Source organism: Aeribacillus sp. SP014, assembly GCF_054055575.1.
In genome coordinates, this window is sequence record NZ_JBSRXI010000001.1 from 2,880,561 (window position 1) to 2,903,766 (window position 23,206).

Genomic DNA, 23,206 nt, shown 5'->3' on the forward strand with positions numbered 1-23,206 from the left:
AAATAGCGAAAAACTTATTGTTTGATTTCAGGCCTCTCCCCCCTTATTTTTTGCCTAATATTATTACGGACAATTGCGCAGAAAGTTTCAAAAATCAACAATTCTACAAACATCATGAAACGAAAAAATATTTTCATTATTTTTCATATTATGTTACTATTAAAAAAAATATATAACCATCTACTAGGGGTGTCCAATTAGCTGGACTGAGAGAAGAACGCGCCTGAAGTTCTTCAACCCTTTGAACCTGATCTGGATGATGCCAGCGTAGGGAAGTAGGTAGCGGGAGTATTTGTATTGCCTTCTTTTTCTATATTGAATTGATCGGGTTCGTGCTAAAGCGAACCCGTTTTTATTTTTCACATCCCATCTCCCCTCCTATTTTTCTATGCACATCTTCAGATAAAAAAATGGAGGAGGAGAAAAATGAAACATTATTTCGAAAACATGCAGTTTCCAGCAAGCAAAAAAATTTATGTGACTGGGTCAAGACCCGATATTCGGGTTCCGATGAGGGAAATTCAATTAACTCCCACGAAAACGGAAGCGGGAACGTTTGAAAATGAACCTGTAAAGGTTTATGACACGAGCGGTCCCTATACAGATCCTGATTTTCAGGCAGATATTCATAAAGGTTTGCCGGCTGTACGCAAACAGTGGATTTTAGACCGTCATGATGTTGTAGAATATGACGGGCGCCAGGTAAAGCCTGAAGATAATGGATTTCGCAATTGGGAAGATCACAATATTGCCACACCTTTTCATCGAAAGCCTTTCAAAGCAAAAAAAGGTGCTGTCGTTACACAAATGCACTATGCAAAAAAGGGGATCATCACCCCAGAGATGGAGTTTGTGGCGATTCGTGAAAACATGGATCCTGAATTCGTTCGTCAAGAAGTCGCTGCCGGCAGGGCCATTATTCCGTCCAACATTAATCACCCGGAAAGTGAACCGATGATCATCGGCCGGAACTTTCATGTAAAAATTAATGCCAACATTGGCAATTCAGCTGTAACATCGTCAATCGAAGAAGAAGTTGAGAAGATGCTTTGGGCCATCCGCTGGGGCGCTGACACAATTATGGACCTGTCAACAGGAAAAAATATTCATGCAACAAGAGAATTTATCATCCGCAACTCGCCCGTGCCGGTTGGAACCGTCCCGATTTACCAAGCGCTCGAAAAAGTTAATGGTGTTGCTGAAGAGTTAACATGGGAAATTTACCGTGATACATTAATTGAGCAAGCAGAACAAGGGGTCGATTATTTTACTATACATGCCGGCGTGCTGCTTCGCTATATCCCTTTGACCGTCAAACGGACGACCGGAATCGTATCCCGCGGCGGTTCGATCATGGCGCAGTGGTGTATGGCGCATCATCAAGAAAACTTTTTATACACTCATTTTGAAGAGATTTGCGAAATTTTAAAAACATATGATATTGCCGTTTCATTAGGTGACGGCTTGCGTCCCGGATCTATTCGAGATGCCAATGATGAAGCGCAATTTGCCGAATTGAAAACGCTCGGTGAATTGACGGAAATCGCCTGGAAACATGATGTCCAAGTCATGATCGAAGGCCCTGGGCACATTCCGATGCATAAAATTAAAGAAAATGTTGATTTAGAAAATGAAATTTGCAAGGGGGCTCCTTTTTATACCCTCGGTCCATTAACAACCGATATTGCTCCCGGCTATGATCATATTACGTCAGCCATTGGAGCAGCCATGATCGGCTGGTACGGAACGGCCATGCTATGTTATGTAACTCCGAAAGAGCATTTAGGCCTTCCCAATAAAGAGGATGTGCGCCAAGGTGTTGTTGCTTATAAAATTGCAGCCCATGCCGCAGATTTGGCAAAAGGGCATCCAGGCGCCCAAATAAGGGATGATGCTTTATCAAAAGCCCGTTTTGAATTTCGCTGGAACGACCAATTTAATCTTTCTCTCGATCCTGAACGGGCACGCGAATATCATGACGAAACTTTGCCGGCAGAAGGAGCGAAAATTGCCCATTTTTGTTCTATGTGCGGTCCAAAATTTTGCTCGATGAAAATTTCCCACAATTTAAGAAAAATGGCCGGTTCAAGTGATTCTGATTTCGTTCAGGAAGGTTTGAGGCAAAAAGCAAAAGAATTTATAGAGGGCGGGTCATCCCTTTATCGATAAATAATTTTCAAACTAATGCTCCTAGAAGCTTTAATGGCTTCCAGGAGCTATTCATTCATTAAACGTTTGATCAATCCCGCTGGTTCAATCGGAGCTAAACTTTTATGATATTCATCCACTTTCGATAAAAATTTTGATAGCTGCTTAGATTGCAGCGCTCGAATAATGGAGGCCGAAATATTTGTTTCCTCTTGCCAATTTCGAAAATCAAACACCATCCCGAATTTTGTTAATTTCTCCAAATTTATTTCTTCCTGTCCTGGAAGAGTGTGGTATACAAATATAGGAATTTTTTTGTATAAACATTCGCTGATTGTCACACCCCCGGGCTTTGTCATGATAAAATCGACGCGATTGTACAGATCGTTCATTTGTTCTCTTGAAGAGATGTAAGGTAAAGGAGTAATTCGTGGATGGTTTTGTTTTATTAATCGATCATAAAGCTTTCTGTTTTTTCCGCATAACACCATATAATGGATATCATCATCGCGGCTGATTTTTTCCGTTATCTTCTCTATTGAACCGACGCCTGAACTTCCTCCCGAAATTAATCCTCGATAAAAGCGCATGCTATGTACATGTTCATCTTTCCTTTTTGTAAAATTTGGGTGAATAGGAATCCCTGTAACAAAAATCTGTTCTTTTTTTATACCTTTTTCGAGCAAATAATCTTTCATATATGAGTGACCGACAAAATGATAGTCAATTTCTCTTTTTCCCCAAAGGTGATGAATAAAAAAATCTGTGTATACATTGATAACAGGGATGTTGATTTGAGAAGAGGCTTTCAGCCTGGCAAGTAAGTAGGAAGGAAGAGCATGGGTACAAACAATCATTTTCGGATTCAATTCATCAATGATCTTTTTTAAATGCCGGAGAAAAAGTGCCTCATAATGGAAAAACCTTTTGGCGCTCTTTTGTTCCGCGAGCACTGACCTGTGGTACATATGGCTGTATGATTTAGGAAAACGGCCAATCCATTGCAAATAAAAGGAAGATATCAGCCTTTCTATTTTTCCAAATTTCGATGACAAAAGGTCCATTTTTTCGCAATGAATGTCAGGATCAAGCCGTAACAACCCTTCCATTAGGGCATCAGCTGTTTGATGATGGCCTGAAGGTATGGTCAAAAAAGGAAGATATAAAATTTTTTTCATATCGCTCACCATTGTTATTGATGGAGTTCTTTAAAAGTTTTTTCTTAATTTCGCATGGCTATTCGAAAAAAATTTTTTATAAATAAAAACAATTCGTATGCTAAAAAATAAACTGTAAGAAAAAAAGTGAAAGGTGTTGCAAATGGGAAGGTTGAGATATTGTTTTTTTAAGTTTTGGTGCCTATTGGATCCCATTTATTACCTTTGTTCGCGGCTTGAGTATGTGAGGGACAAGGAGAATAATCGTGACATTTTCCGGGTTCGATTGACAAAATATAAAGGAAGGGAAATAATTCTTTCAGACGGTACAAAAATTAAAAAAAATGATCTTCTGTTAAAAATACATCTTCATAACGTCTATTTAATGAAGGAACTGAATCATTTTAAGAGCGAAATTCAAAAAGGAAGATACATTTACTCTAAAACAGAAAAAGGGCTGCCAAATATCGTTCAATACTTGCGGAATCATTCACAATTTCACAATGTGAAAGGGATTATTGGAATAACTATTTTAAATAAAGGCTCTGAACGGCTGGGCTTTGAAACGTTTGCCATTCAAAATCCATTTTATAAATGGTATAAGCTTTTGACATTTACCCCTATGTATTTAATCATTCAATATCGTTTCGATAGCTTGAAGCGGCCGCCGAAATATTTAATGATGTCAAAAGAAAAACTGCTCAAACTATATGGATAGAACGGTTTTCCCTTCATCAAAAAAGAGCGTATGAACAGCTCAGGCGCCGCTTATACGCTCCGTCATGTTGATCCCATTGAGGTTTCAATGAAAATATTTGGGTTAACTCCGAAATAAATCCTTTCCCTTTCAGAGCAAATAGTGCTGTCGTTTTTCCCTGTTCTCACAGCTAGATAGACGTGTGCTCTTTTCGATAGGTTTTCCTTTATTGCCGCCGTATTTTCCCGATAATCTTCATTGAGATCAGCGATCTTTCCGAATGTTTTCCTTCATTGTTGCCCTCTGCTCAATTTTTTGCGGACATTTGCATAGCAGCTATATTCTTTCGCCGACAAGCTTGCTATCAACAACTGAACCACTATTGATGAATTGCAAGGCAGCTACATTCATTAATCGACTGCCGCAGTCCATAGGATGAATCCGCTGCAAAAACTTAAAAGCTTGCCGCACATAGAAAGCGGCAAGCTTTTTACTCGAATTATGAAAGCAAATCCTGAACCAATTTATTGACAAGCGAGCCATCTGCTTTTCCTTTTACTTTTGGCATAACGGCTCCCATTACTTTCCCCATATCGGATTTGGACGTTGCGTTCACTTCCGAAATTGTTGTTTTAATAATTTGTATTAATTCCTCTTCAGATAATTGCTCAGGCATATATTCAGTTATTACTGCAATTTCAGCTTTCACTTTTTCAACTAAATCTGAACGACCTGCATTTTCAAATTCTTGGAGGGAGTCTTTACGTTGCTTTAATTCTCGAGAAAGTACCGTTAATTCCTCTTCTTCAGTCAACTCACTTTTTCCGAGTTTAATCGCTTCATTTTGCAAGGATGCTTTTACCATGCGAATGACTGAAAGGCGATCTTTCTCTTTATTTTTCATCGCTTGCTTCATATCTTGATTTAAACGCTCAAGAAGACCCATAATTAATATACACCCTCTTTTAATATTTACGCTTTCTTGCAGCTTCAGATTTTTTCTTGCGTCTTACGCTAGGCTTCTCATAAAATTCGCGCTTTCTATATTCCTGCAAAGTACCAGTTTTTGATACTTGGCGTCTGAAGCGGCGAAGAGCATCCTCAAGCGATTCGTTTTTACGTACGATCGTTTTAGACATCCTTTTTCCCTCCCTCCGAACAAAGCCAGTTCATGTTCCTTATCAAAAAGAACATTTACTAAGTTAGTATAATATAATCGATTTATTTGGTCAATGTTCAAAACATCTTTCCTATTCCTTATGACTTTTTTTTACCGGACAGGTTTACAAGACTGTTTTATATCAGCTTTTGTATGGAAGAATTTCCAAATTCATCATGTATATGAGGAAATGATTCAAGATCGTTTGAAAGCCGCTAAACAGCTGTCTGAAAAAATATAACTAGTTCGATTGAAAAAAATTACTCGTTCATAAGGTCTTATTGTGACACCTTGTCCATAGACTGTTGATGAGGTGGTTTTCATGGGAATGCAATTGCTGTTATTATGTTTTTCTTGTTTCCTTTTATTTTTTTGCGGAATGGCAATGATGAAATACGGATTTCAGCAAATGTCCCATAGGCAGCTAGAGAAATGGCTGTACAACTGCACGAATGCCCCAATCAAATCCTTTCTAACCGGCATGATTGCAACAGCTCTTGTTCATAGCAGTTCTCTAGTGATGGTGATTACAGTTAGTTTTGTTTCCGCTGGTTTGTTAAAGTTTAAAGATGCAATTGGAATTATTTTAGGTTCCAATGTCGGGACGACCTTTACGACCGAATTTCTAGCCGTTGAAATAGATGACTATTTAGGGATGATGTTTGCAATTTCTCTTCTTCTCATGCTTTTTAAAAACAGAATTTTATTTTCATTAGGCTGTTCATGCTTCGGCATATCGTGTATTTTTTTAGCTTTGAACGGGTTTGAAAAAGCTGCTTCTCTTTTGTCTGACCTGCAGGTTATGTCTGATCTGCTTGCCAAATCGAGTGACCATTTGCTTTTTTCTGTCGGAATAAGCGCGGTCTTCACCGGAATTATTCAATCATCAACTGCATTAATCGGAATTGTCATGAGCTTTATGAACGAACAGCTGCTGCCATTAGAAACAGGATTAGCTTTTGTTCTCGGCGCAAATATCGGCACCTGCATTACAGCTTTATTGGCCTCGATCGGCTCTAAACAAGAAGCGAAATATACTGCTTTTGCCCATCTTTGGCTGAATGTGTTTGGAGTGATCCTGTTCGTTCCGCTTATTCCTTTTTTCGCAAATAATTTAAAATTGTTAACAAATGAACCAGATTTCCAAATCGCTCACTTTAGTCTGATTTTTAACCTGATAACTTCTTTAATCATTCTCCCGTTTGCGAATCAATATGCAAATTTTGTATTATGGTGGACAAAAACTATTTCAGCATGGATAAAAAAATAATCCCGCAACAAACTGCGGGAAAACTTTTTTTAAACTAAATGTAAAAAATCCAGCAATTCTGTGATTATAATAGATTAACGTTCACTTCCTTTTATAATCGCCACTCCAGAACTAGTACCAATTCTTGTCGCACCGGCTTCTATCATCATGATCGCAGTTTTATAATCGCGGATTCCGCCAGATGCTTTCACGCCGAATTTCGGACCTACTACTGCACGCATAAGCTTCACATCGTCAACTGTTGCACCACCGGTAGAAAATCCTGTCGATGTTTTGACAAAATCTGCTCCGGCTTTTACAGCTAGCTCACACGCTTTTCTTTTCTCATCAACATTTAATAGACATGTTTCAATAATCACCTTTATCAAAGCTTTTCCGTTTGCCGCTTCAACGACAGCACGAATATCTTCTTCAACTGCATGATAACGCTGATCCTTTAATGCGCTGATGTTTATCACCATATCTAATTCCGCTGCACCTTTTTGAACCAACTCTGTCGTTTCATATGCCTTTACTTCAGTAGTTGTTGCTCCAAGTGGAAAACCAATCACTGAGCAAACTTTCACATCTGATTTTTGCAGCAAATTAGCTGCTGTTTCCACCCATACGGGGTTAACACAGACAGATGCAAATCCGTACTCCTTCGCCTCAAAACAAAGCTTTTCAATATCTGCCTGCGTGACATCCGGCTTTAAAACAGTATGGTCAATATACTTCGCAATATCCCTTTTCATGAGAAGGCTCCCTTCATAAAAAGTGGTACAGCTTACATCAAAGTCTGTTTTACACAAGAAAAAGCTAGATTAAGAAGACTTCTGTAAATAGTCTTCATCGACTATACGGACTACTTGTCCTTCATTATATGGATAGCCAGCCTTAGTTAATTTCACCTTCACAATTTTCCCAACCATCTCTTTCGTCGCCGGAAAAACAACTTTTAAATAATTGTCCGTATATCCTTCATATTTGCCGCTGTCTGGAGCTTCTTTATAAGGTTCTTCTGGAATAACCTCCAGTACTTGTCCCTCAAATTTTGAGGCATATTCTTTTGCTAGTTGATCGCTTAATGCGATCAGCCGGTGTACGCGTTCGTTTTTTATGTCTTCGTCAACTTGATTTTCCATTCGGGCAGCTGGTGTTCCTGTCCGCTTCGAATAAGGGAAAACATGAAGCTCAGAATAACGGTGTTCTTTAACAAAGTTGTATGTTTCCATAAATTCTTCTTCCGTTTCACCCGGGAAACCTACAATCACATCAGAAGTTACCGCAAGCCCAGGCAAAGCTTCCCGCAGCCGTTTCAGACGCTCAGCATAAAATTCCGTCGTATATTTACGGCGCATCCGCTTTAAGACGCTGTTTGATCCTGATTGAAGCGGTATATGCAAATGGCGGACAATTTTATCGGACGTTTTCAGCACTTCAATTACTTCATCAGTTATTTGGCTCGCTTCAATTGAAGAAATTCTAAGCCGCTTTAATCCTTTCACTTCAGCATCAATATCGCGAAGAAGCTGCGCAAAATTATAATCTTTTAAATCTTCCCCATATCCTCCTGTATGGATGCCGGTTAAAACAATTTCTTTATATCCAGCATCCACCAGCTTTTGAGCCTGTTTAATCACTTCTTTTGGATCCCGGCTCCGCATGAGACCGCGTGCCCAAGGAATAATACAAAACGTGCAAAAATTATTGCAGCCTTCTTGTATTTTTAAAGACGCCCGCGTCCGGTCTGTAAAGGAAGGTACGTCCATCTCCTCGAATACCCGAGCTTTCATAATGTTTGTCACACCGTTGATCGGCTGGCGCTCCTTCTTAAACTGCTCAATATAATCGAGCATTTTTTTTCGATCTTGTGTACCGACAACGATATCAACCCCAGGAATAGCCATGACTTCTGCGGGTGCCGTTTGCGCATAACAACCTGTAACGCAAATAACACTGTCAGGGTTTTTGCGGATCGCTCTCCGTATTACTTGGCGGCTTTTTTTATCACCTGTATTCGTCACCGTACAAGTGTTAATGACATATACATCCGCAATCGCTTCAAAATCCCGGCGCTCATATCCCGCTTCTTTAAATAGCTGCCAAATAGCTTCTGTTTCATAATGATTTACCTTACATCCTAATGTATGAAAAGCAACAGTCGGCATGTTTTTCACCTCGACAGTTCAAAATGATAGGATACTGCAGATAATAAATAAAGAGGAGCCGTTTCCGCCCGCAATATTCTCGGACCTAGCCCGCATAAAAGAAAGCCGTTATCGGATAACTGCTTAATCTCCTCGGCTGTAAAACCTCCTTCTGGTCCAAAAACAGCGAATAATGATCCTCCCCGCTGCAAAGAATTTAAAGCACGAAATAAATTGCTCGTTTCACCTTTTTTTGCATGCTCTTCATAAGCGACAATTTTTACATCGGCTGATGCAGCATAAGAAATGACATCCTTTAATGAAGCTGGCTTCGTCACCTCAGGAATTATGGTCCGATGTGACTGTTCCGCAGCTTCTTTCGCAATTTTATTCCACCGCTCTAATTTTTTATTTATTTTACCTTCATTTAATTTTACAATTGAACGAGCAGCATTAAAAGGGATAAACTTGGAAGCACCAAGCTCCGTCCCTTTTTGAATGACGAGCTCCAATTTATCCCCTTTAGGCAGCCCATTCGCTAATATCACTTTTACCGGAAGCTCTGAATTGTTCTCGATCCACTCTAAAATGGAACAGCATACTTTATCGGCAGATATTTGAACAATTTGGCAAAGGGCTGAATATCCATCCTTTGTTACACATATAATTTGATCATTCTGTTTCATCCGCATCACCCGGGAAATGTGGTGGACATCTTCCCCGGTGATGTCAATAATATCAGTTAATTCTTTTTTTGCATAATGAATAAAATAACGCTGCATCTTCAATCCCTCTATTTTTTTGCGATAAAGGCGACCCAATCTTCCATCGTCATCGTCTCTTCAATCGTAAAACCAGCTTCGATTAAAGCTTGCTCCACTTCGTGTTTTTTGTTTTGAATAATTCCGGAAGTAATAAAATAACCGCCGTTTTCTAAACGCTCATGCGCATCACGAACAAATCGCAATATGACTTCAGCTAATATGTTTGCAACAATTACGTTCGCTTTAACATCGATATCGTCCAACAAATTGTTTTGCTTGACTTGAACAAGATGCTGCACTTTATTCAATTTAACATTTAATCGCGCGCTGTCCACTGCAACTGGATCCAAATCAAGTGCGATGACTTTATCGGCCCCCAGCAAAGCACTCGCGATGCTCAATACGCCTGACCCTGTACCGACATCAATTACAATATTTCCCTTTTGCACCTTTTTTTCAAGTGCTTGTATGCAGAGAACTGTTGTTGGATGGGTTCCAGTTCCAAACGCCATACCAGGATCCAATTCAATGATCAGTTCATCGGTGTGAGCAGGTTCATACAGCTCCCATGTGGGGACAATCGTAAATTTTTTTGAAACCTTCACAGGACGGTAATATTTCTTCCAAGCGGTAGCCCATTCTTCCTCATTAACTTCACTAATTGTAATATGGTTCCGCCCCAAATCAATATCATACAACAGCAGGTTATTTATCCGTTCTTTTATCCCTTCCACCGTCTCGCCTAAAAAGCTATTCACAGGAAGGTACGCTTTAATGATGACACCTTCATCAGGATAGTCTTCAGGATCAAGCTGATATATTTCTCCATATTGATCTTCTCTTTCTTTTATAAGATCATACGGATCTTCAATAACTACTCCACCAGCACCCGCTTCATGTAAAATATTAGAGATAGGTTCAACCGCTTCTTCCGTTGTATGGATGCTAATCTCTGACCACTTCATTTTAGTAACCCCAATCCTTTAATCTCCTTTAAACGCCCGCTTCACTTTATCAAAAAAACTTTCTTCCTGTACATCAGGTTGATTCCCGCTGATAGCCGCAAATTCCCGCAGCAATTCTTTTTGTTTTTCCGTAAGGTTAGTTGGTGTAACGACGCGAACAGTTACATATTGATCTCCTATGCCATGGCCGTGAACATTTTTGATCCCTTTTCCAGACAGTCTGAATTTTCGGCCTGTCTGCGTGCCTGCAGGTATTTTTAATTTCACTTTACCGTATAAAGTAGGAACTTCAATCTCATCTCCAAGCGCAGCTTGTGCGAATGTCAGCGGCATTTCACAATAGATGTCATCACCATCGCGGACGAAAAATTCGTGTTCCTGTACGTGGAAAACAATATATAAATCACCTGATGGACCGCCGTTAATTCCCGGCTCTCCTTTCCCTTGTATGCGGAGCTGCTGACCGTCATCTACACCAGCTGGAATTTTTACTTGGATTTTTCTGCGTTTCTTCACTTTTCCGCTGCCGCCACAAGTTGTACAGCGATGTCTGATAAATTTACCTGTTCCGTTACATTGATAACAAACGCGCCGATTCACAAAAACACCAAAAGCTGTTCGCTGCTCTGAGCTGATTTGACCCGAACCTCCGCAATGCGGACAAGTTTCCGGAGTAGTACCAGGTTTCGCTCCTGAACCGTGGCAAGTATCACATGTTTCTTCGCTAGGAATTTCAATTGTCGTTTCCTTTCCGAACGCAGCTTCTTCAAATGAAATCGTCATCGTATATTGAATATCTGCACCTGCTCGAGGAGCATTCGGATCTCTTCTTCTTCCTCCGCCAAAGATCGAACTGAATAAGTCATCAAATCCAAATCCCCCGAAATCCGCTTCAAATTCTTCACCGTTAAAGCCGCCGAAGCCTTGAGTAGCACCTGCATGACCGTAGCGGTCATATTGGGCTCTTTTTGTGTCGTCGCTTAACACTTCATACGCTTCTTTTACTTCTTTGAATTTTTCGGGCGCGTCTGGGTCTTTGTTAATATCCGGATGATATTTTTTGGACAGCTTGCGATAGGCTTTTTTAATCTCCTCTTTTGTTGCGTTCTTACTAACTCCAAGCACCTCATAGTAATCACGCTTCGCCATATATTCACACTCCCGATTTCTCACATAGAGTAAATTTTAACATTGACAAACGGAAGAAAGCAACTGTTAACCGCCTTTACTGAAAAAAGTCAAAGTCAAGACATGCCTGACTTTGACTTATCCATTTTCAGATTAAAACATTTTATTTGTCATCTACTTCTTTATATTCAGCGTCAATCACATCATCGTCATTTTTATTTTTGTTTTCAGAATTATTTTGTTGATTATTTGTCTGTGCTTGTTTAGCCGCTTCCTCATAAAGTTTTACAGAAAGGTTTTGAACGATTTCTTGAAGTTCTTCTTTTTTCGCTTTTATTTGATCGAAATCATTTTTATCAATCGCTTCTTTTAATGCGTCTTTTATTTCGTTTGCTTTTTTCACTTCTGCTTCATCAACTTTTCCTTGCAGCTCTTTTAATGTTTTCTCTGTCGTAAAGACAAGCTGGTCAGCTTCATTTCTCAATTCTGCCTGTTCTTTTCGTTTTTTGTCAGCTTCAGCGTTTTCTTCCGCTTCCTTAATCATGCGCTCAATTTCTTCTTCGGATAATCCCGTGGATGATTTAATTGTAATTTTTTGTTCTTTTCCAGTTCCTAAATCCTTAGCACTTACGTTTACAATTCCGTTTTTGTCGATATCAAACGTTACCTCGATTTGCGGCACTCCTCGCGGCGCAGGCGGGATATCTGTTAATTGGAAGCGTCCTAATGTTTTATTGTCAGCAGCCATCGGACGTTCCCCTTGCAGAACGTGAATATCGACCGCAGTTTGGTTGTCAGCAGCAGTTGAAAAGATTTGCGACTTGCTCGTTGGGATCGTAGTGTTCCGTTCAATCAGTTTTGTAAACACTCCGCCCATCGTTTCAATTCCAAGCGATAATGGAGTAACGTCTAGGAGCACAACGTCCTTCACATCACCTGTGATGACACCGCCTTGAATTGCAGCACCTAACGCAACGACTTCGTCCGGGTTAACACCTTTATGAGGCTCTTTGCCAATTTCCTTTTTAATCGCTTCTTGAACAGCAGGAATCCGAGTGGAGCCTCCGACTAAAATTACTTTATCGATATCGTTTTTCGTTAAACCAGCGTCGCTCAATGCTTGGCGAACAGGACCCATAGTTTTTTCTACAAGATGCGCAGACAATTCTTCAAATTTTGCCCGCGTTAATGTCACTTCCAGATGAAGCGGTCCTTGTTCACCTGCAGTAATAAACGGCAAAGAAATTTGTGTTGATGTTACGCCTGATAAGTCTTTTTTCGCCTTTTCCGCAGCATCCTTCAATCTTTGCAGAGCCATTTTGTCTTTGGAAAGATCAATGCCATTTTCTTTTTTAAATTGATCTACTAAATAGTCAATAATGACTTGGTCAAAGTCATCACCGCCGAGATGGTTGTCGCCCGCTGTTGCTCTTACTTCAAAAACACCGTCCCCAAGTTCAAGAATGGACACATCAAATGTACCGCCGCCCAAGTCATAAACTAAAATGGTTTGATCTTCATCCATTTTGTCAAGACCGTAAGCTAAAGCAGCTGCAGTCGGCTCATTGATAATCCGTTCAACTTCAAGACCGGCTATTCTTCCTGCATCTTTTGTTGCTTGGCGCTGAGCATCGTTAAAATAGGCAGGAACAGTAATGACAGCTTTTTCTACTTTTTCCCCTAAATAATCTTCTGCATACGATTTTAAATGCTGCAAAATAATGGCAGAAATTTCCTGTGGTGTATATTTTTTTCCGTCAATCTCCACTTTGTAGTCAGTTCCCATGTGGCGTTTAATAGAAATAATTGTATTTGGATTCGTGATCGCTTGGCGTTTTGCAATTTCACCTACTTGACGCTCGCCGTTTTTAAATGCAACAACCGACGGTGTCGTCCGGTTTCCTTCTGGGTTTGGAATCACTTTCGGTTCGCCGCCCTCCAGAACCGCTACACAAGAGTTCGTTGTTCCTAAGTCAATACCGATGATTTTACCCATATATCACAACCTCCTGCTAATTATCATATGTAATTACTCATTAACCTTTACCATAGATGGTCGAATAACCCGGTCTTTCAGTTTGTAGCCTTTTTGCAGCTCTTCCACAACAACATTGGATTCGAAATTTTCGTCTTTCACTTGCATTACCGCTTGATGAAGGTGCGGATCAAACGGTTTCCCAACCGCTTCGATCACTTCAACTCCTTCATTTTCAAGTGCTTGAAGGATCTGACGGTAAACCATTTCCATGCCCTGCAAAACGGATTTTGTTTTTTCATCCTCTGCCTCAATTTTCAACGCCCGTTCAAAATTATCAATAGCAGGCAAAAGATCTGATATTAAACTTTGCGCACGATATTTTTGCTGTGCTTCCATATCAAGCCTGCTGCGCCGGCGAAAATTTTCAAAATCGGCCTGAGCTCTAAGCATGCGATTTTCCATTTCCTCCAGCTTTGCCTCAAGCTCAGCGATCTTTTCATTCGCTTTCACCAATTCCTCTTCAGCATTTGAAGAAGATTGTTCTTCACCTTTTTCCTCTTGGCTGCCCTCTTGGCGCAATTCTTCTTGATCAGGCATTTCTTCTTTCTCGTTTTCGGCTTTCTCGTTATTGTATTCAACTTCTTCTTGGATTGTTTGTTCTTTTTCAGTCTGATCGTTTGCCATCATTTCACCTCCCTTAAAGTGCAAAGGAAAAGGGATGGAGAATTCCCCCATCCTATCCTTGATATAGCTTTGTTAAAACTTGTGATAAATCTTTCGAGAAAAATTTTAAAAGGCTGATGACCCTTGAATAATCCATTCGTTTCGGGCCAAGCACCGCGACTGTGCCGATTTGCTTCTCGCCAATTGAATAGGTGGCAGTAATTAAGCTGCAGTTTTCCATAGCAGATATTTTATTTTCCGTGCCAATTTTCACCGTAATGCCTGACGGGTTTGTCTTTAGCAAATCATACAGTTCATCTTCTTGTTCTATGAAATCTAAAAATGTTTGAATTTGAGAGACATCGCGGAACTCCGGCTGGCTCAAAATATTCGTTTTTCCTCCGAAATATATTTTTTCGTGACCTACATTCAGCGTGCCAGTAATCAATTTTAATAAAATATCATAATTTCTAATATGCTTCCGTAAAATGTTTGCAATTTCCTTGTATATTTTATCCTTTAATTCGCTTAGAGGCACGCCAGCAAGCTTTTCATTTAAAATATTTACGATTTTTTCCAGTTCACTCATGTCTATTTTTTCTGGAAAAGTAATCATTTTATTCTCAACATGGCCTGTGTTCGTTACAAATATGGCAACCGCCTTATCTTCGTTAATTGGAACGATTTGCAAACGTTTGAGTCGGTTCTCCGAAACTTTCGGACCTAAAACAATCGCTGTATAGCTTGTAAGCTCAGATAAAATTTGAGCTGATTTTTGAACAAGCGTTTCTAATTCATATATTTTCTCGGCGAAAATGGATCTTATCGCCATAATTTCTTTTTTCGTTAATTTTTTTGGTGACAATAAATGGTCGACATAGTATCTATACCCTTTTTCGGACGGCACTCTGCCTGATGACGTATGGGTCTTTTCAATCAATCCTAATTCTTCCAAGTCCGCCATTTCATTTCGGATTGTAGCCGAGCTGAACGTAATCGATTCCTTTTTCGATAAAGAACGGGAGCCAACCGGCTGAGCATATTGAATAAAATCATCAATTATAATTTGCAAAATTAATAATTGACGATCTGTCAGCAAGGAACATCACCTCTGTTAGCACTCATATTACTCGAGTGCTAATTCTATGATAAAGTTATCAAATGAAAGAAGAATTGTCAATTAACTAACTGCGAGAAATGCTTGAAATACTTCATTGCCTAAAAGCATTCCTTTTCTTGTTAAAAAAAGATGTGATGCACTTTCAGATAAAAGACCTTTTCTTAATTGTTCTTCAATTTGCGGGCCAAATACTTCCCCAACATCTAATCCGTATTTATCTCGGAACCGTTTTTTGGAAACCCCTCTAATCGTCCGCAATCCGAGAAACATTTCTTCCTCCATCATTTCTTCTTTTGTCAGCATATTCTCCGAAACAAAAGCCGTTCCATTATTTTTATAAATCATTTCAATATATTTTTTCAGCGGTCGAGCGTTTTCCCGCCGGATCCCGTCCAAATAGCTGTGTGCTCCAGCTCCAAATCCATAGTAATGGTTATTATGCCAATACGTTAAATTATGTTTGCTTTCAAAGCCTTTGCGTGCGAAATTGCTTAATTCATACTGATGGTATCCGTGTCGTTCCATTTCATTCATAACGGTCTCATACATAAACGCCTCTTCCTCTTGAGAAGGAAGCAAAAGCTTTCCTTTTCGCATTAAATTATAAAACACCGTTTTCGGTTCTACGATTAGCGAATAAGCAGACATATGCTGGACCTCTAATGAAAAAGCAACGGAAAGAGTTTCTTTCCATTCTTCTATCATTTGGCCGGGAAGACCGTACATAAGATCTATGCTAATATTTTCAAAGCCTAGCGATCTTGCCCGTTCAACTGCTTGAAAAACTGTTTCTTTATTATGAGTCCTTCCAATTTTTTTCAGCAATGAATCTTGAAAGGCTTGCACTCCGATGGATAGGCGATTGACTCCGGCGTTTTTCAATACAGACAGCTTCTCCATCGTTAATTGATCTGGATTGCATTCAACTGTAAATTCAACTACGGATTGCATCGGCAAAGTTTGATGTATGCTCTCCATTAAATGATCGAGCTGTTTGGCTGACAGGGAAGTAGGCGTACCGCCGCCGATAAATATCGTTTTTAATTCTTCATTTAATACTTGATCCTCCATTGCCTTTTTCATTTCCAAACACAGTGCTTGCAAATAGTCATCAACAGGCTGGTTTTGTAAAAAAAATTTATTGAAATCACAGTAGTGGCATATTTGTTCGCAAAACGGGATATGAATATACGCGGCTTCAGCCATTTTTCATTCTCCTGCCTTTCCAAAGCGCTAATGCCGCAGCAATGGCTGCGGCACTCGTCAACATCATTTTTGGTTTTCATCCATTTTCAGCACAGCCATGAAGGCTTCTTGCGGCACTTCGACAGAGCCGACTTGTTTCATTCGTTTTTTTCCTTCTTTTTGTTTTTCAAGAAGCTTCCGTTTACGCGACACATCTCCACCGTAACATTTTGACAACACATTTTTACGTAAAGCTTTAATCGTTGAACGTGCGATGACCTTGTTTCCAATTGCAGCCTGAACAGGAACTTCAAATTGCTGCCTTGGAATAAGCTCTTTTAATTTTTCAACGATAGCTTTGCCGCGTTCATAGGCGCTGTCACGATGAACAATGAAGGATAAAGCATCGATTTTCTCCCCGTTTAAAAGAATATCCATTTTCACAAGTTTTGAAGGTTTGTAGCCAATGAGTTCGTAGTCAAACGAAGCATACCCTTTTGTGCTTGATTTCAACTGATCAAAAAAATCATAAACGATTTCCGAAAGGGGGATTTCATAAACAATATTGACTCTCGTTTCATCCAAATATTGCATATCTATGAATTGGCCGCGTTTTCCTTGGCAAAGCTCCATCACCGCACCAACATAGTCGTTTGGAGCCATAATCCCGGCTTTCACATAAGGCTCTTCTATTCGGTCAATTTTTTGCGGATCCGGCATGTTCGAAGGGTTATCAACTTGAACCATGCTGCCGTCTGTTAAATAAACATGATAAATAACGCTAGGCGCCGTCGTAATTAAATCAATATGAAATTCCCTTTCAATTCTCTCTTGGATGATTTCCATATGCAGCAGACCTAAAAAGCCGCAGCGAAATCCAAAGCCCAGCGCTTGCGATGTTTCAGGTTCAAATTGCAATGCGGAGTCATTCAGCTGCAATTTTTCAAGAGCATCACGTAAATCGTTGTATTTTGCCGTATCTATTGGATACATCCCGCAAAAGACCATCGGATTTAATTTTCGGTACCCCGGCAGTGGCTCGGCAGCCGGATTGACAGCGCTAGTGATCGTATCACCAACTCGTGTGTCACTGACATTTTTAATGGAAGCCGTTAAATAACCGACGTCGCCAACCGTGAGCTCCTGTACAGGATGCGCTTTTGGCTTGAATACACCGACTTCCGTTACTTCAAATTCTTTCCCCGTCGCCATCATCTTTATACGGTCTCCGACTTTTACCGTACCATCAAAAACGCGTATATAAGCAACAACTCCACGGTATGCATCATACAGAGAATCAAATATAAGCGCTTTGAGAGGTGCGTCTGGGTCACCTTGCGGAGCTGGGACTTTTTGAACAATTTGTTCTAAAATTTCTTCGATGCCGATTCCTGCTTTTGCTGATGCCAACACAGCCTCAGAAGCATCAAGCCCAATCACGTCTTCAATTTCTTGTCGCACTCGTTCAGGCTCAGCGCTCGGCAAGTCAATCTTATTAATAACAGGCAAAATTTCTAAGTCGTTGTCAATCGCTAAATAGACGTTCGCCAGCGTTTGCGCTTCGATCCCTTGCGCCGCATCCACAACTAAAATGGCGCCTTCACAGGCAGCCAAGCTTCTCGAAACCTCATACGTAAAATCAACATGTCCAGGGGTATCAATTAAATGAAAAATATATTCATTCCCGTCTTTCGCTTTATATGATAACTGAACCGCATTCAGTTTAATTGTTATACCTCTTTCGCGTTCAAGATCCATCGAATCGAGCAGCTGCTCTTTCATTTCCCTTTGGGTAACAGCAGCTGTTTTTTCCAGAATCCGGTCAGCTAGTGTTGATTTCCCGTGATCTATATGAGCAATGATGGAAAAATTGCGAATTCTCTTCTGGCGTTCTAATTTTTCTTCCCTTTTCATATTTTTGTCACCACTCCTACTAGCCAACTACACTAGCTTTGATTATATCAGTAGAAAATTGGAGATTCAATGAAAATTTATTCTGTGATTGAATACGCAAAACAGGGATCAGAATGACTGTCTGAACCCTGTTTTGAAATAGACTAGACCTGCGGATTGCTTCAAGTCTTTCTTTTAAATTTGTTTAGGTGTATGCTTCAATCAGTTCCAATATTCCTTCAATGAACGCTGACGTTCCTTTCTGCACTAGATTCGCAAGCGATTTTCCAATTTGAGAGAAGAAATTGAATGCCTCTATTTTTTCAAGCTGCTCCTGCTTTTTTTGTAAATCGTGGCTTGTCACTTGATTTCCCAAAATCGTGGCTTCCAGTTTTCCGTCGTCCTTTTGCTTTAGTTGAACGGCTTCGACTGTCTCTTCCGTCTCATAGCCTCTCATTTGTTGAATGCCATGGCTCGCTTGCTGTATGCCAATTATTACTCCTAAAAACATAATGAAGGTTAGAAGCAGACTTTTGGCCATAAACTTCGCCATCAAACATTCCTCCTTTCAAGCCGTCACTCGTTCTGAACGCTCCCGCTCACCTTTTCTGCCTGCCAATAATATTCGCTAAATATGTTTGCAACAGCTTCGACAGTTCTGCTGAGTTCTTCCATGTTATTATCAACTCCCCCGAATTCAATCAGCAGCGAATTCTCTGATAAGTCTTGATTGTAAACGCCGTTAACTCCTTCGCCTTTTTTGGAAAACACACCACGGCTTAAGCCCGGATATTTCTTTTCAAACAATTTGTGCAAATTTTGTGCAATTTTTTTATTTTTATCAGCATTTGGATTATTCCCACCAATCACAAATGCAATTTTGGCATAACTCTTTCCATTAATCGTAATGGTTGTTTTATCCCTTTTTTGTGAATCACGGTGGATGTCGAAAATGTATTGAAGATCTCGATTCGATGCCAATGCTTCTTGAACAACAGGTCTTGATGCATCATATGATTTGTAATATTTCCATTTTTTCTCATTTAATACAGTTTGAAAATTCGTTTTGTCCACAACCGCTCCTATTCCTCTTTCTTCAAGCTCCTGTCCAAACTTTTCTCCGACTAATGTGACATTCGCCTTTGAATGAAAAGGAGATTTTGCCCCATTTAATAAAGGATAATAAGATTCGGTCGTGTGAGTATGATAAATAAATACGACTTTTTTTCCATTCGTTGTTAAGTTAGGAGACTGTTTTGGCTTTTCCTCGCCTTCCACATCTTCAAGCTTGTCAATCGAAGCTTCCCTTTCCTCTAAAAGCACTTCTGTCGGGGGAGCGGATTCAATCGGCATGTTCGTATAATTCGTCCCTTCTCCAGCCACAATGATGTCGCCATCGAACAAAGTAAACCCTGGAAGCTCCCTTCCGAGCAAGCTGCGCGGATCATCAGGATTTATGCTTGTCGTTAATTGAAAAAGGACGGAAGAAACTGAAAAATCCGGTTTACTTTCTTCTAATCCTTGAGAAAAATAATGGTTTTCAAAGTTTAATAAATGAAGAAACATTCTGCCGTTTATATTTCCCGTGATTTCATGAATAGAACTAGAGGCGGGACGATATTCAATCTTAATCGACGTCAAAAGCCCTGTAATGAAAAACATAAAAATGATTAAAAAAAATCCCGCTAAGATGATTTTTTTTAAGCTTGTCCTATCAACTGTTACGACCATTCTGCGATGCTTCATGAAAATCCTCCTCCAAGGCTTGTCTACAAAATATGTATGACAGCACTTGGAGGAATAGAACTTTTACTTTGTTTTTAATGTGTGTAAGCCCCGGTATTTTCTTCATTCACCGCGGAATGGAGCGCCATGTTTAAACCGCTCGCAAGCACATTCGCCATATCTTCAATAAACATATCTACTTCTTTCGGTGTTACCATTAAATTATGTCCAAGTGGACTCAGCACTTCATGAATCAGCATTCTCTTTTCATTTTCTTCCAGTGTACCGATTATCCCTAAAAACTGCTTTCTCTCTTTTTCCTCAGGCAAATCTTCATCCGTCAGCTTCTTTTTTTCAGCAAAGCTAAACCAAGACGGAGCCAACGCATTTTTTGGGCGATTTCCTTCCCGCATTTCTCTGCCGAGATGCTTTAATATAAAATCAATCGTATCACTAGTTATCGTTACAGCATCAACTACTGTCGGAATTCCGATTGATATAACCGGAACGCCTATCGTGTCCACACTCAATTCTTTTCTTTTGTTTCCTACGCCGGATCCAGGATGGATGCCGGAATCGGCAATTTGTATTGTGCTGTTTACACGCTCTATTGATCTTGCAGCTAATGCATCAACGGCAATAATGAAGTCAGGTTTTGATTGTTTTACAACTCCCGTTATAATATCAGATGTTTCAATTCCCGTTAGCCCCATCACTCCTGGTGCAAGGGCGCTGACAGGTCGATAGCCTTCTTTGACGTTTTCTGGTTCAAGCTGAAACAAATGTCTTGTGACCAATAAATTTTCACATGTTAAAGGGCCTAAAGCATCTGGAGTGACATTCCAATTGCCAAGACCGACCACTAAGCAGCTTGCATCTTTAGAAATTTGCAGCTGTTCCAAAAAAGAACTGAAATGCTTTGCAAACATTTTGATTACTTTTTCCTGCAGTTCGGTATCTTTATTGCGGATTCCCTGCACTTCCAGCGTTAAATATTTACCTTTCTTTTTGCCGATTGTCTCAGCACCTTTATCCGTAATGTCCATATGGACAATTTTCATACCGTCTTCCTCTTCTTCTTGAACGATGACCCCTTCCATTTCTTTCTTTTTTTCAAGAGCCAAATCTCTCGCTTCAAGCGCCAAATCCGTTCTGATTGAATATTTGCTTAAATCAAGCGCGTTGTTCATCATTGTCACCCCAAGTTCATTTTTATCTATTTTTTCCAAAGTCATTTTATTTCATCCCATTTCTTAGCTTCAAAGGGGGATTTCATTTACATTAGTATTGCAAAAGAAAAAACCGTTTGATAGAATAACTTTTGTTCTATATCCAAAAAAGAATGCGGCAGCTTTGATTTTATATAGTCAGTAGGAGGTGAAACAATGGCTAACATTAAATCCGCTATTAAACGAATGAAAACAAATGAAACACGCCGTGCCCGCAATACATCAATGAAATCGGCTATGCGTACAGCAATTAAAAAGTTTGAAGCGTACGTTGTAAATAAAGATGTTGAACAAGCAAAAGAAGCGTTTAAAGTAGCTGCGAAAAAAATTGATAAAGCTGCTTCCAAAGGAATCATTCATAAAAATGCAGCCGCTCGTTTCAAATCACGCTTAGCTAAAAAATTAAACAGCTTATCAGCATAAAAATAAAAGCAATCATCAAGCTTTTATCCCGCTTGTTGATTGCTTTTTTTCTTGCTGAAACAGCTTCAGCAGCAAAAACTCTAACGCTAATTGTCTATCTTTTTTTCCTGTTTTTATTTCAAAATCTGTCTCCGCAAGAGCTTTTATGATGCTCTGCAATTCACTGGCAGAAAACTGCTTCTCCTGTTTTAAAGCCAGCTTAATGCGAAACGGATGAACCTTTAAGGATGACGCCATCCGATCCTGTCCGTAACCGGATTTCGAAAGCTGCTTCACTTGATATAATAGACGGAATTGTTGTGTAAGGAGGCTTAAAATTTTAATCGGTTCTTCGTTTATTTTTAACAAATCATAAAAAATTTTAAAGGCTTCTTCTGTTTTCTTTTTGACGACGGCATCAATTAAATCAAAAACATTTTGTTCAAGCGAGCGTGCAACGAGCTGCTTGACCATTTCTGCAGTCAACTTATTTCCGCTTCCAACATATGCACATAATTTTTCCATCTCTTTATCTATGATCATTAAGTTACCAGATGTTTTTTCCATAAGCTCATCGATCGCTTCTTTTTCCATCGCCACATTTTCTGCTTCCGCTTTTTCCTTTATCCATTTGACTGTTTCCTCTTCTGAAAAGGAATTCATTTCAACTACTGTTGCCGCTTTCTTTATTTGTTTTGTCAGCTTTTTTCTTTCATCAATTTTTTCATGTGGAAGCAAAAAGACAAAAACAGTAAACGGGGCAGGATTTTCTACATATTGTTCAAGTTTTTTAAGATTATGCTCCACTTTTTCTTTTTTCTTTTCGCTCGTCAAAAAATAAGGATTTTTCACAACAACCATCCTGCGTTCACCTAAAAACGGCATCGTTTCCCCATCTTCAACAGCCGTTTCTATATTTGTTTCTTCCATATCATAGACGGAATAATTAAATTCCCGTTCGTCTTCACTAATTGCCTCGGTTAACAATTTGCGAATTGTTTCATTTAATAAAAATGATTCTTTTCCATAAAATAAATAAAGAGACTGAAATTGTTTCTTTTTAAATGAATTCCATAAATCGACAATCATCTTAAGATTCCCCTAAAAAATGAAGTGTGCTTCATTCATCATATATGGAAAAAAATTTTTTCGCAACACTTCAACATATGGAGAATTGGCAGCGAAGCCAATCCTCCGATTTATATGAACGTTTTTTGTAAGCCCCGGGACACTTACAAAAAAACGATTACCCATTCATATATTCTCCCTTTCGAAAAAGAATATAGTTGTTAATCGTTAACATGAATCATTTTTAAGAATGTAGATTTTTTTGCTGAAATCGCTTATACTACTTATGACGATGAGGAGGGGTATAGATGAACGAATTTGAACAAAATGTAAGCAAACGTAATGATGCTGTTGATTCTGCCGTCGGTTTTATTGTTTCTTTTGGCTTTTTTGCCACATTGTTTATCATTGCAACAGCGATTAAATTGATCGGCTCGTAAAGAGAGAGGCTGCAAACGGCAGTCTCTTTCTTTTTGCTCCTTGTACAATCCGGACCCAGCCGTCCAATCATCTCTCCATTTTCAAG

Annotated in this window: 22 protein-coding genes and 1 riboswitch; of the genes, 5 read left to right on the forward strand and 17 right to left on the reverse strand. The window is 39.6% G+C overall.

Annotated elements, in window-relative coordinates; genetic code table 11:
- The first annotated feature begins 175 nt into the window (after window positions 1-175).
- Window positions 176-291, forward strand: a riboswitch (TPP riboswitch).
- A 135-nt stretch (window positions 292-426) separates the two neighbouring features.
- A complete protein-coding gene (gene thiC / locus ACVIJU_RS14085; protein ID WP_063388035.1) occupies window positions 427-2,169 on the forward strand; it encodes a phosphomethylpyrimidine synthase ThiC in 1,743 nt (580 codons plus the stop codon).
- A 47-nt stretch (window positions 2,170-2,216) separates the two neighbouring features.
- Here thiC and ACVIJU_RS14090 read toward each other — a convergent pair whose 3' ends face one another.
- Window positions 2,217-3,326 (reverse strand): MGDG synthase family glycosyltransferase, encoded by a 1,110-nt coding sequence (locus ACVIJU_RS14090; RefSeq protein WP_144596761.1) that lies wholly within the window; start codon window positions 3,324-3,326, stop codon window positions 2,217-2,219.
- Window positions 3,327-3,468: 142 nt separating this feature from the next.
- Between ACVIJU_RS14090 and ACVIJU_RS14095 the strand changes: the two genes are divergently transcribed.
- Window positions 3,469-4,023 (forward strand): YkoP family protein, encoded by a 555-nt coding sequence (locus ACVIJU_RS14095; RefSeq protein ID WP_094246242.1) that lies wholly within the window; start codon window positions 3,469-3,471, stop codon window positions 4,021-4,023.
- Between the two features lie 478 nt (window positions 4,024-4,501).
- Here ACVIJU_RS14095 and ACVIJU_RS14100 read toward each other — a convergent pair whose 3' ends face one another.
- Together ACVIJU_RS14100 and rpsU are read right to left on the reverse strand one after the other, a co-directional pair.
- Entirely contained in the window at window positions 4,502-4,948 is a 447-nt protein-coding gene (locus tag ACVIJU_RS14100; RefSeq protein ID WP_063388172.1) for a GatB/YqeY domain-containing protein, read from the reverse strand.
- Window positions 4,949-4,967: 19 nt separating this feature from the next.
- Window positions 4,968-5,141: a 30S ribosomal protein S21 gene (rpsU, locus tag ACVIJU_RS14105; protein WP_063388032.1), complete on the reverse strand. Its 174-nt coding sequence runs from the start codon at window positions 5,139-5,141 to the stop codon at window positions 4,968-4,970.
- Window positions 5,142-5,483: 342 nt separating this feature from the next.
- Between rpsU and ACVIJU_RS14110 the strand changes: the two genes are divergently transcribed.
- Window positions 5,484-6,431, forward strand: a complete 948-nt coding sequence (locus ACVIJU_RS14110; protein WP_456687696.1) for a Na/Pi symporter — start codon at window positions 5,484-5,486, stop codon at window positions 6,429-6,431.
- 74 nt (window positions 6,432-6,505) lie between these two features.
- On the opposite strand, the gene deoC is transcribed toward ACVIJU_RS14110, so the two are convergent.
- The 13 genes from deoC to gpr all read right to left on the reverse strand — a co-directional run bounded on the left by deoC (window position 6,506) and on the right by gpr (window position 21,171).
- The gene (gene deoC / locus ACVIJU_RS14115) at window positions 6,506-7,165 is read right to left on the reverse strand and encodes a deoxyribose-phosphate aldolase (protein ID WP_063388030.1); all 660 of its coding nucleotides are present in this window, start codon (window positions 7,163-7,165) and stop codon (window positions 6,506-6,508) included.
- A 69-nt stretch (window positions 7,166-7,234) separates the two neighbouring features.
- Complete coding sequence (gene mtaB, locus ACVIJU_RS14120; RefSeq protein WP_063388029.1) at window positions 7,235-8,581, reverse strand: tRNA (N(6)-L-threonylcarbamoyladenosine(37)-C(2))-methylthiotransferase MtaB; 1,347 nt, start codon at window positions 8,579-8,581, stop codon at window positions 7,235-7,237.
- A 5-nt stretch (window positions 8,582-8,586) separates the two neighbouring features.
- Entirely contained in the window at window positions 8,587-9,342 is a 756-nt protein-coding gene (locus ACVIJU_RS14125; protein ID WP_066250567.1) for a 16S rRNA (uracil(1498)-N(3))-methyltransferase, read from the reverse strand.
- An 11-nt stretch (window positions 9,343-9,353) separates the two neighbouring features.
- Window positions 9,354-10,289: a 50S ribosomal protein L11 methyltransferase gene (gene prmA / locus ACVIJU_RS14130; RefSeq protein WP_063388027.1), complete on the reverse strand. Its 936-nt coding sequence runs from the start codon at window positions 10,287-10,289 to the stop codon at window positions 9,354-9,356.
- An 18-nt stretch (window positions 10,290-10,307) separates the two neighbouring features.
- Window positions 10,308-11,438 (reverse strand): molecular chaperone DnaJ, encoded by a 1,131-nt coding sequence (dnaJ, locus tag ACVIJU_RS14135; RefSeq protein WP_063388026.1) that lies wholly within the window; start codon window positions 11,436-11,438, stop codon window positions 10,308-10,310.
- 142 nt (window positions 11,439-11,580) lie between these two features.
- Window positions 11,581-13,413: a molecular chaperone DnaK gene (gene dnaK, locus ACVIJU_RS14140; RefSeq protein WP_063388025.1), complete on the reverse strand. Its 1,833-nt coding sequence runs from the start codon at window positions 13,411-13,413 to the stop codon at window positions 11,581-11,583.
- Between the two features lie 33 nt (window positions 13,414-13,446).
- On the reverse strand, window positions 13,447-14,079 hold the full coding sequence (gene grpE / locus ACVIJU_RS14145; protein WP_261308784.1) for a nucleotide exchange factor GrpE: 633 nt from the start codon (window positions 14,077-14,079) through the stop codon (window positions 13,447-13,449).
- 52 nt (window positions 14,080-14,131) lie between these two features.
- On the reverse strand, window positions 14,132-15,157 hold the full coding sequence (hrcA, locus tag ACVIJU_RS14150) for a heat-inducible transcriptional repressor HrcA (RefSeq protein ID WP_063388023.1): 1,026 nt from the start codon (window positions 15,155-15,157) through the stop codon (window positions 14,132-14,134).
- Window positions 15,158-15,238: 81 nt separating this feature from the next.
- Complete coding sequence (gene hemW, locus ACVIJU_RS14155) at window positions 15,239-16,384, reverse strand: radical SAM family heme chaperone HemW (RefSeq protein WP_340734003.1); 1,146 nt, start codon at window positions 16,382-16,384, stop codon at window positions 15,239-15,241.
- A 63-nt stretch (window positions 16,385-16,447) separates the two neighbouring features.
- Complete coding sequence (lepA, locus tag ACVIJU_RS14160; protein WP_327848029.1) at window positions 16,448-18,277, reverse strand: translation elongation factor 4; 1,830 nt, start codon at window positions 18,275-18,277, stop codon at window positions 16,448-16,450.
- 184 nt (window positions 18,278-18,461) lie between these two features.
- Window positions 18,462-18,809 carry a DUF3679 domain-containing protein gene (locus ACVIJU_RS14165; RefSeq protein WP_456687697.1) on the reverse strand — a complete coding sequence of 116 codons (348 nt, stop codon included), beginning with the start codon at window positions 18,807-18,809 and terminating at the stop codon, window positions 18,462-18,464.
- Between the two features lie 23 nt (window positions 18,810-18,832).
- Entirely contained in the window at window positions 18,833-20,002 is a 1,170-nt protein-coding gene (spoIIP, locus tag ACVIJU_RS14170; protein ID WP_063388019.1) for a stage II sporulation protein P, read from the reverse strand.
- Between the two features lie 74 nt (window positions 20,003-20,076).
- Window positions 20,077-21,171, reverse strand: a complete 1,095-nt coding sequence (gpr, locus tag ACVIJU_RS14175; protein ID WP_063388171.1) for a GPR endopeptidase — start codon at window positions 21,169-21,171, stop codon at window positions 20,077-20,079.
- 195 nt (window positions 21,172-21,366) lie between these two features.
- On the opposite strand from gpr, the gene rpsT reads away from it, so the two are divergent.
- Complete coding sequence (gene rpsT, locus ACVIJU_RS14180) at window positions 21,367-21,633, forward strand: 30S ribosomal protein S20 (protein ID WP_063388018.1); 267 nt, start codon at window positions 21,367-21,369, stop codon at window positions 21,631-21,633.
- 15 nt (window positions 21,634-21,648) lie between these two features.
- Here rpsT and holA read toward each other — a convergent pair whose 3' ends face one another.
- A complete protein-coding gene (gene holA, locus ACVIJU_RS14185) occupies window positions 21,649-22,701 on the reverse strand; it encodes a DNA polymerase III subunit delta (RefSeq protein ID WP_063388017.1) in 1,053 nt (350 codons plus the stop codon).
- A gap of 287 nt (window positions 22,702-22,988) precedes the next feature.
- Between holA and ACVIJU_RS14190 the strand changes: the two genes are divergently transcribed.
- Window positions 22,989-23,120: a YqzM family protein gene (locus tag ACVIJU_RS14190; RefSeq protein ID WP_065095531.1), complete on the forward strand. Its 132-nt coding sequence runs from the start codon at window positions 22,989-22,991 to the stop codon at window positions 23,118-23,120.
- The last annotated feature ends 86 nt before the right edge of the window (window positions 23,121-23,206 follow it).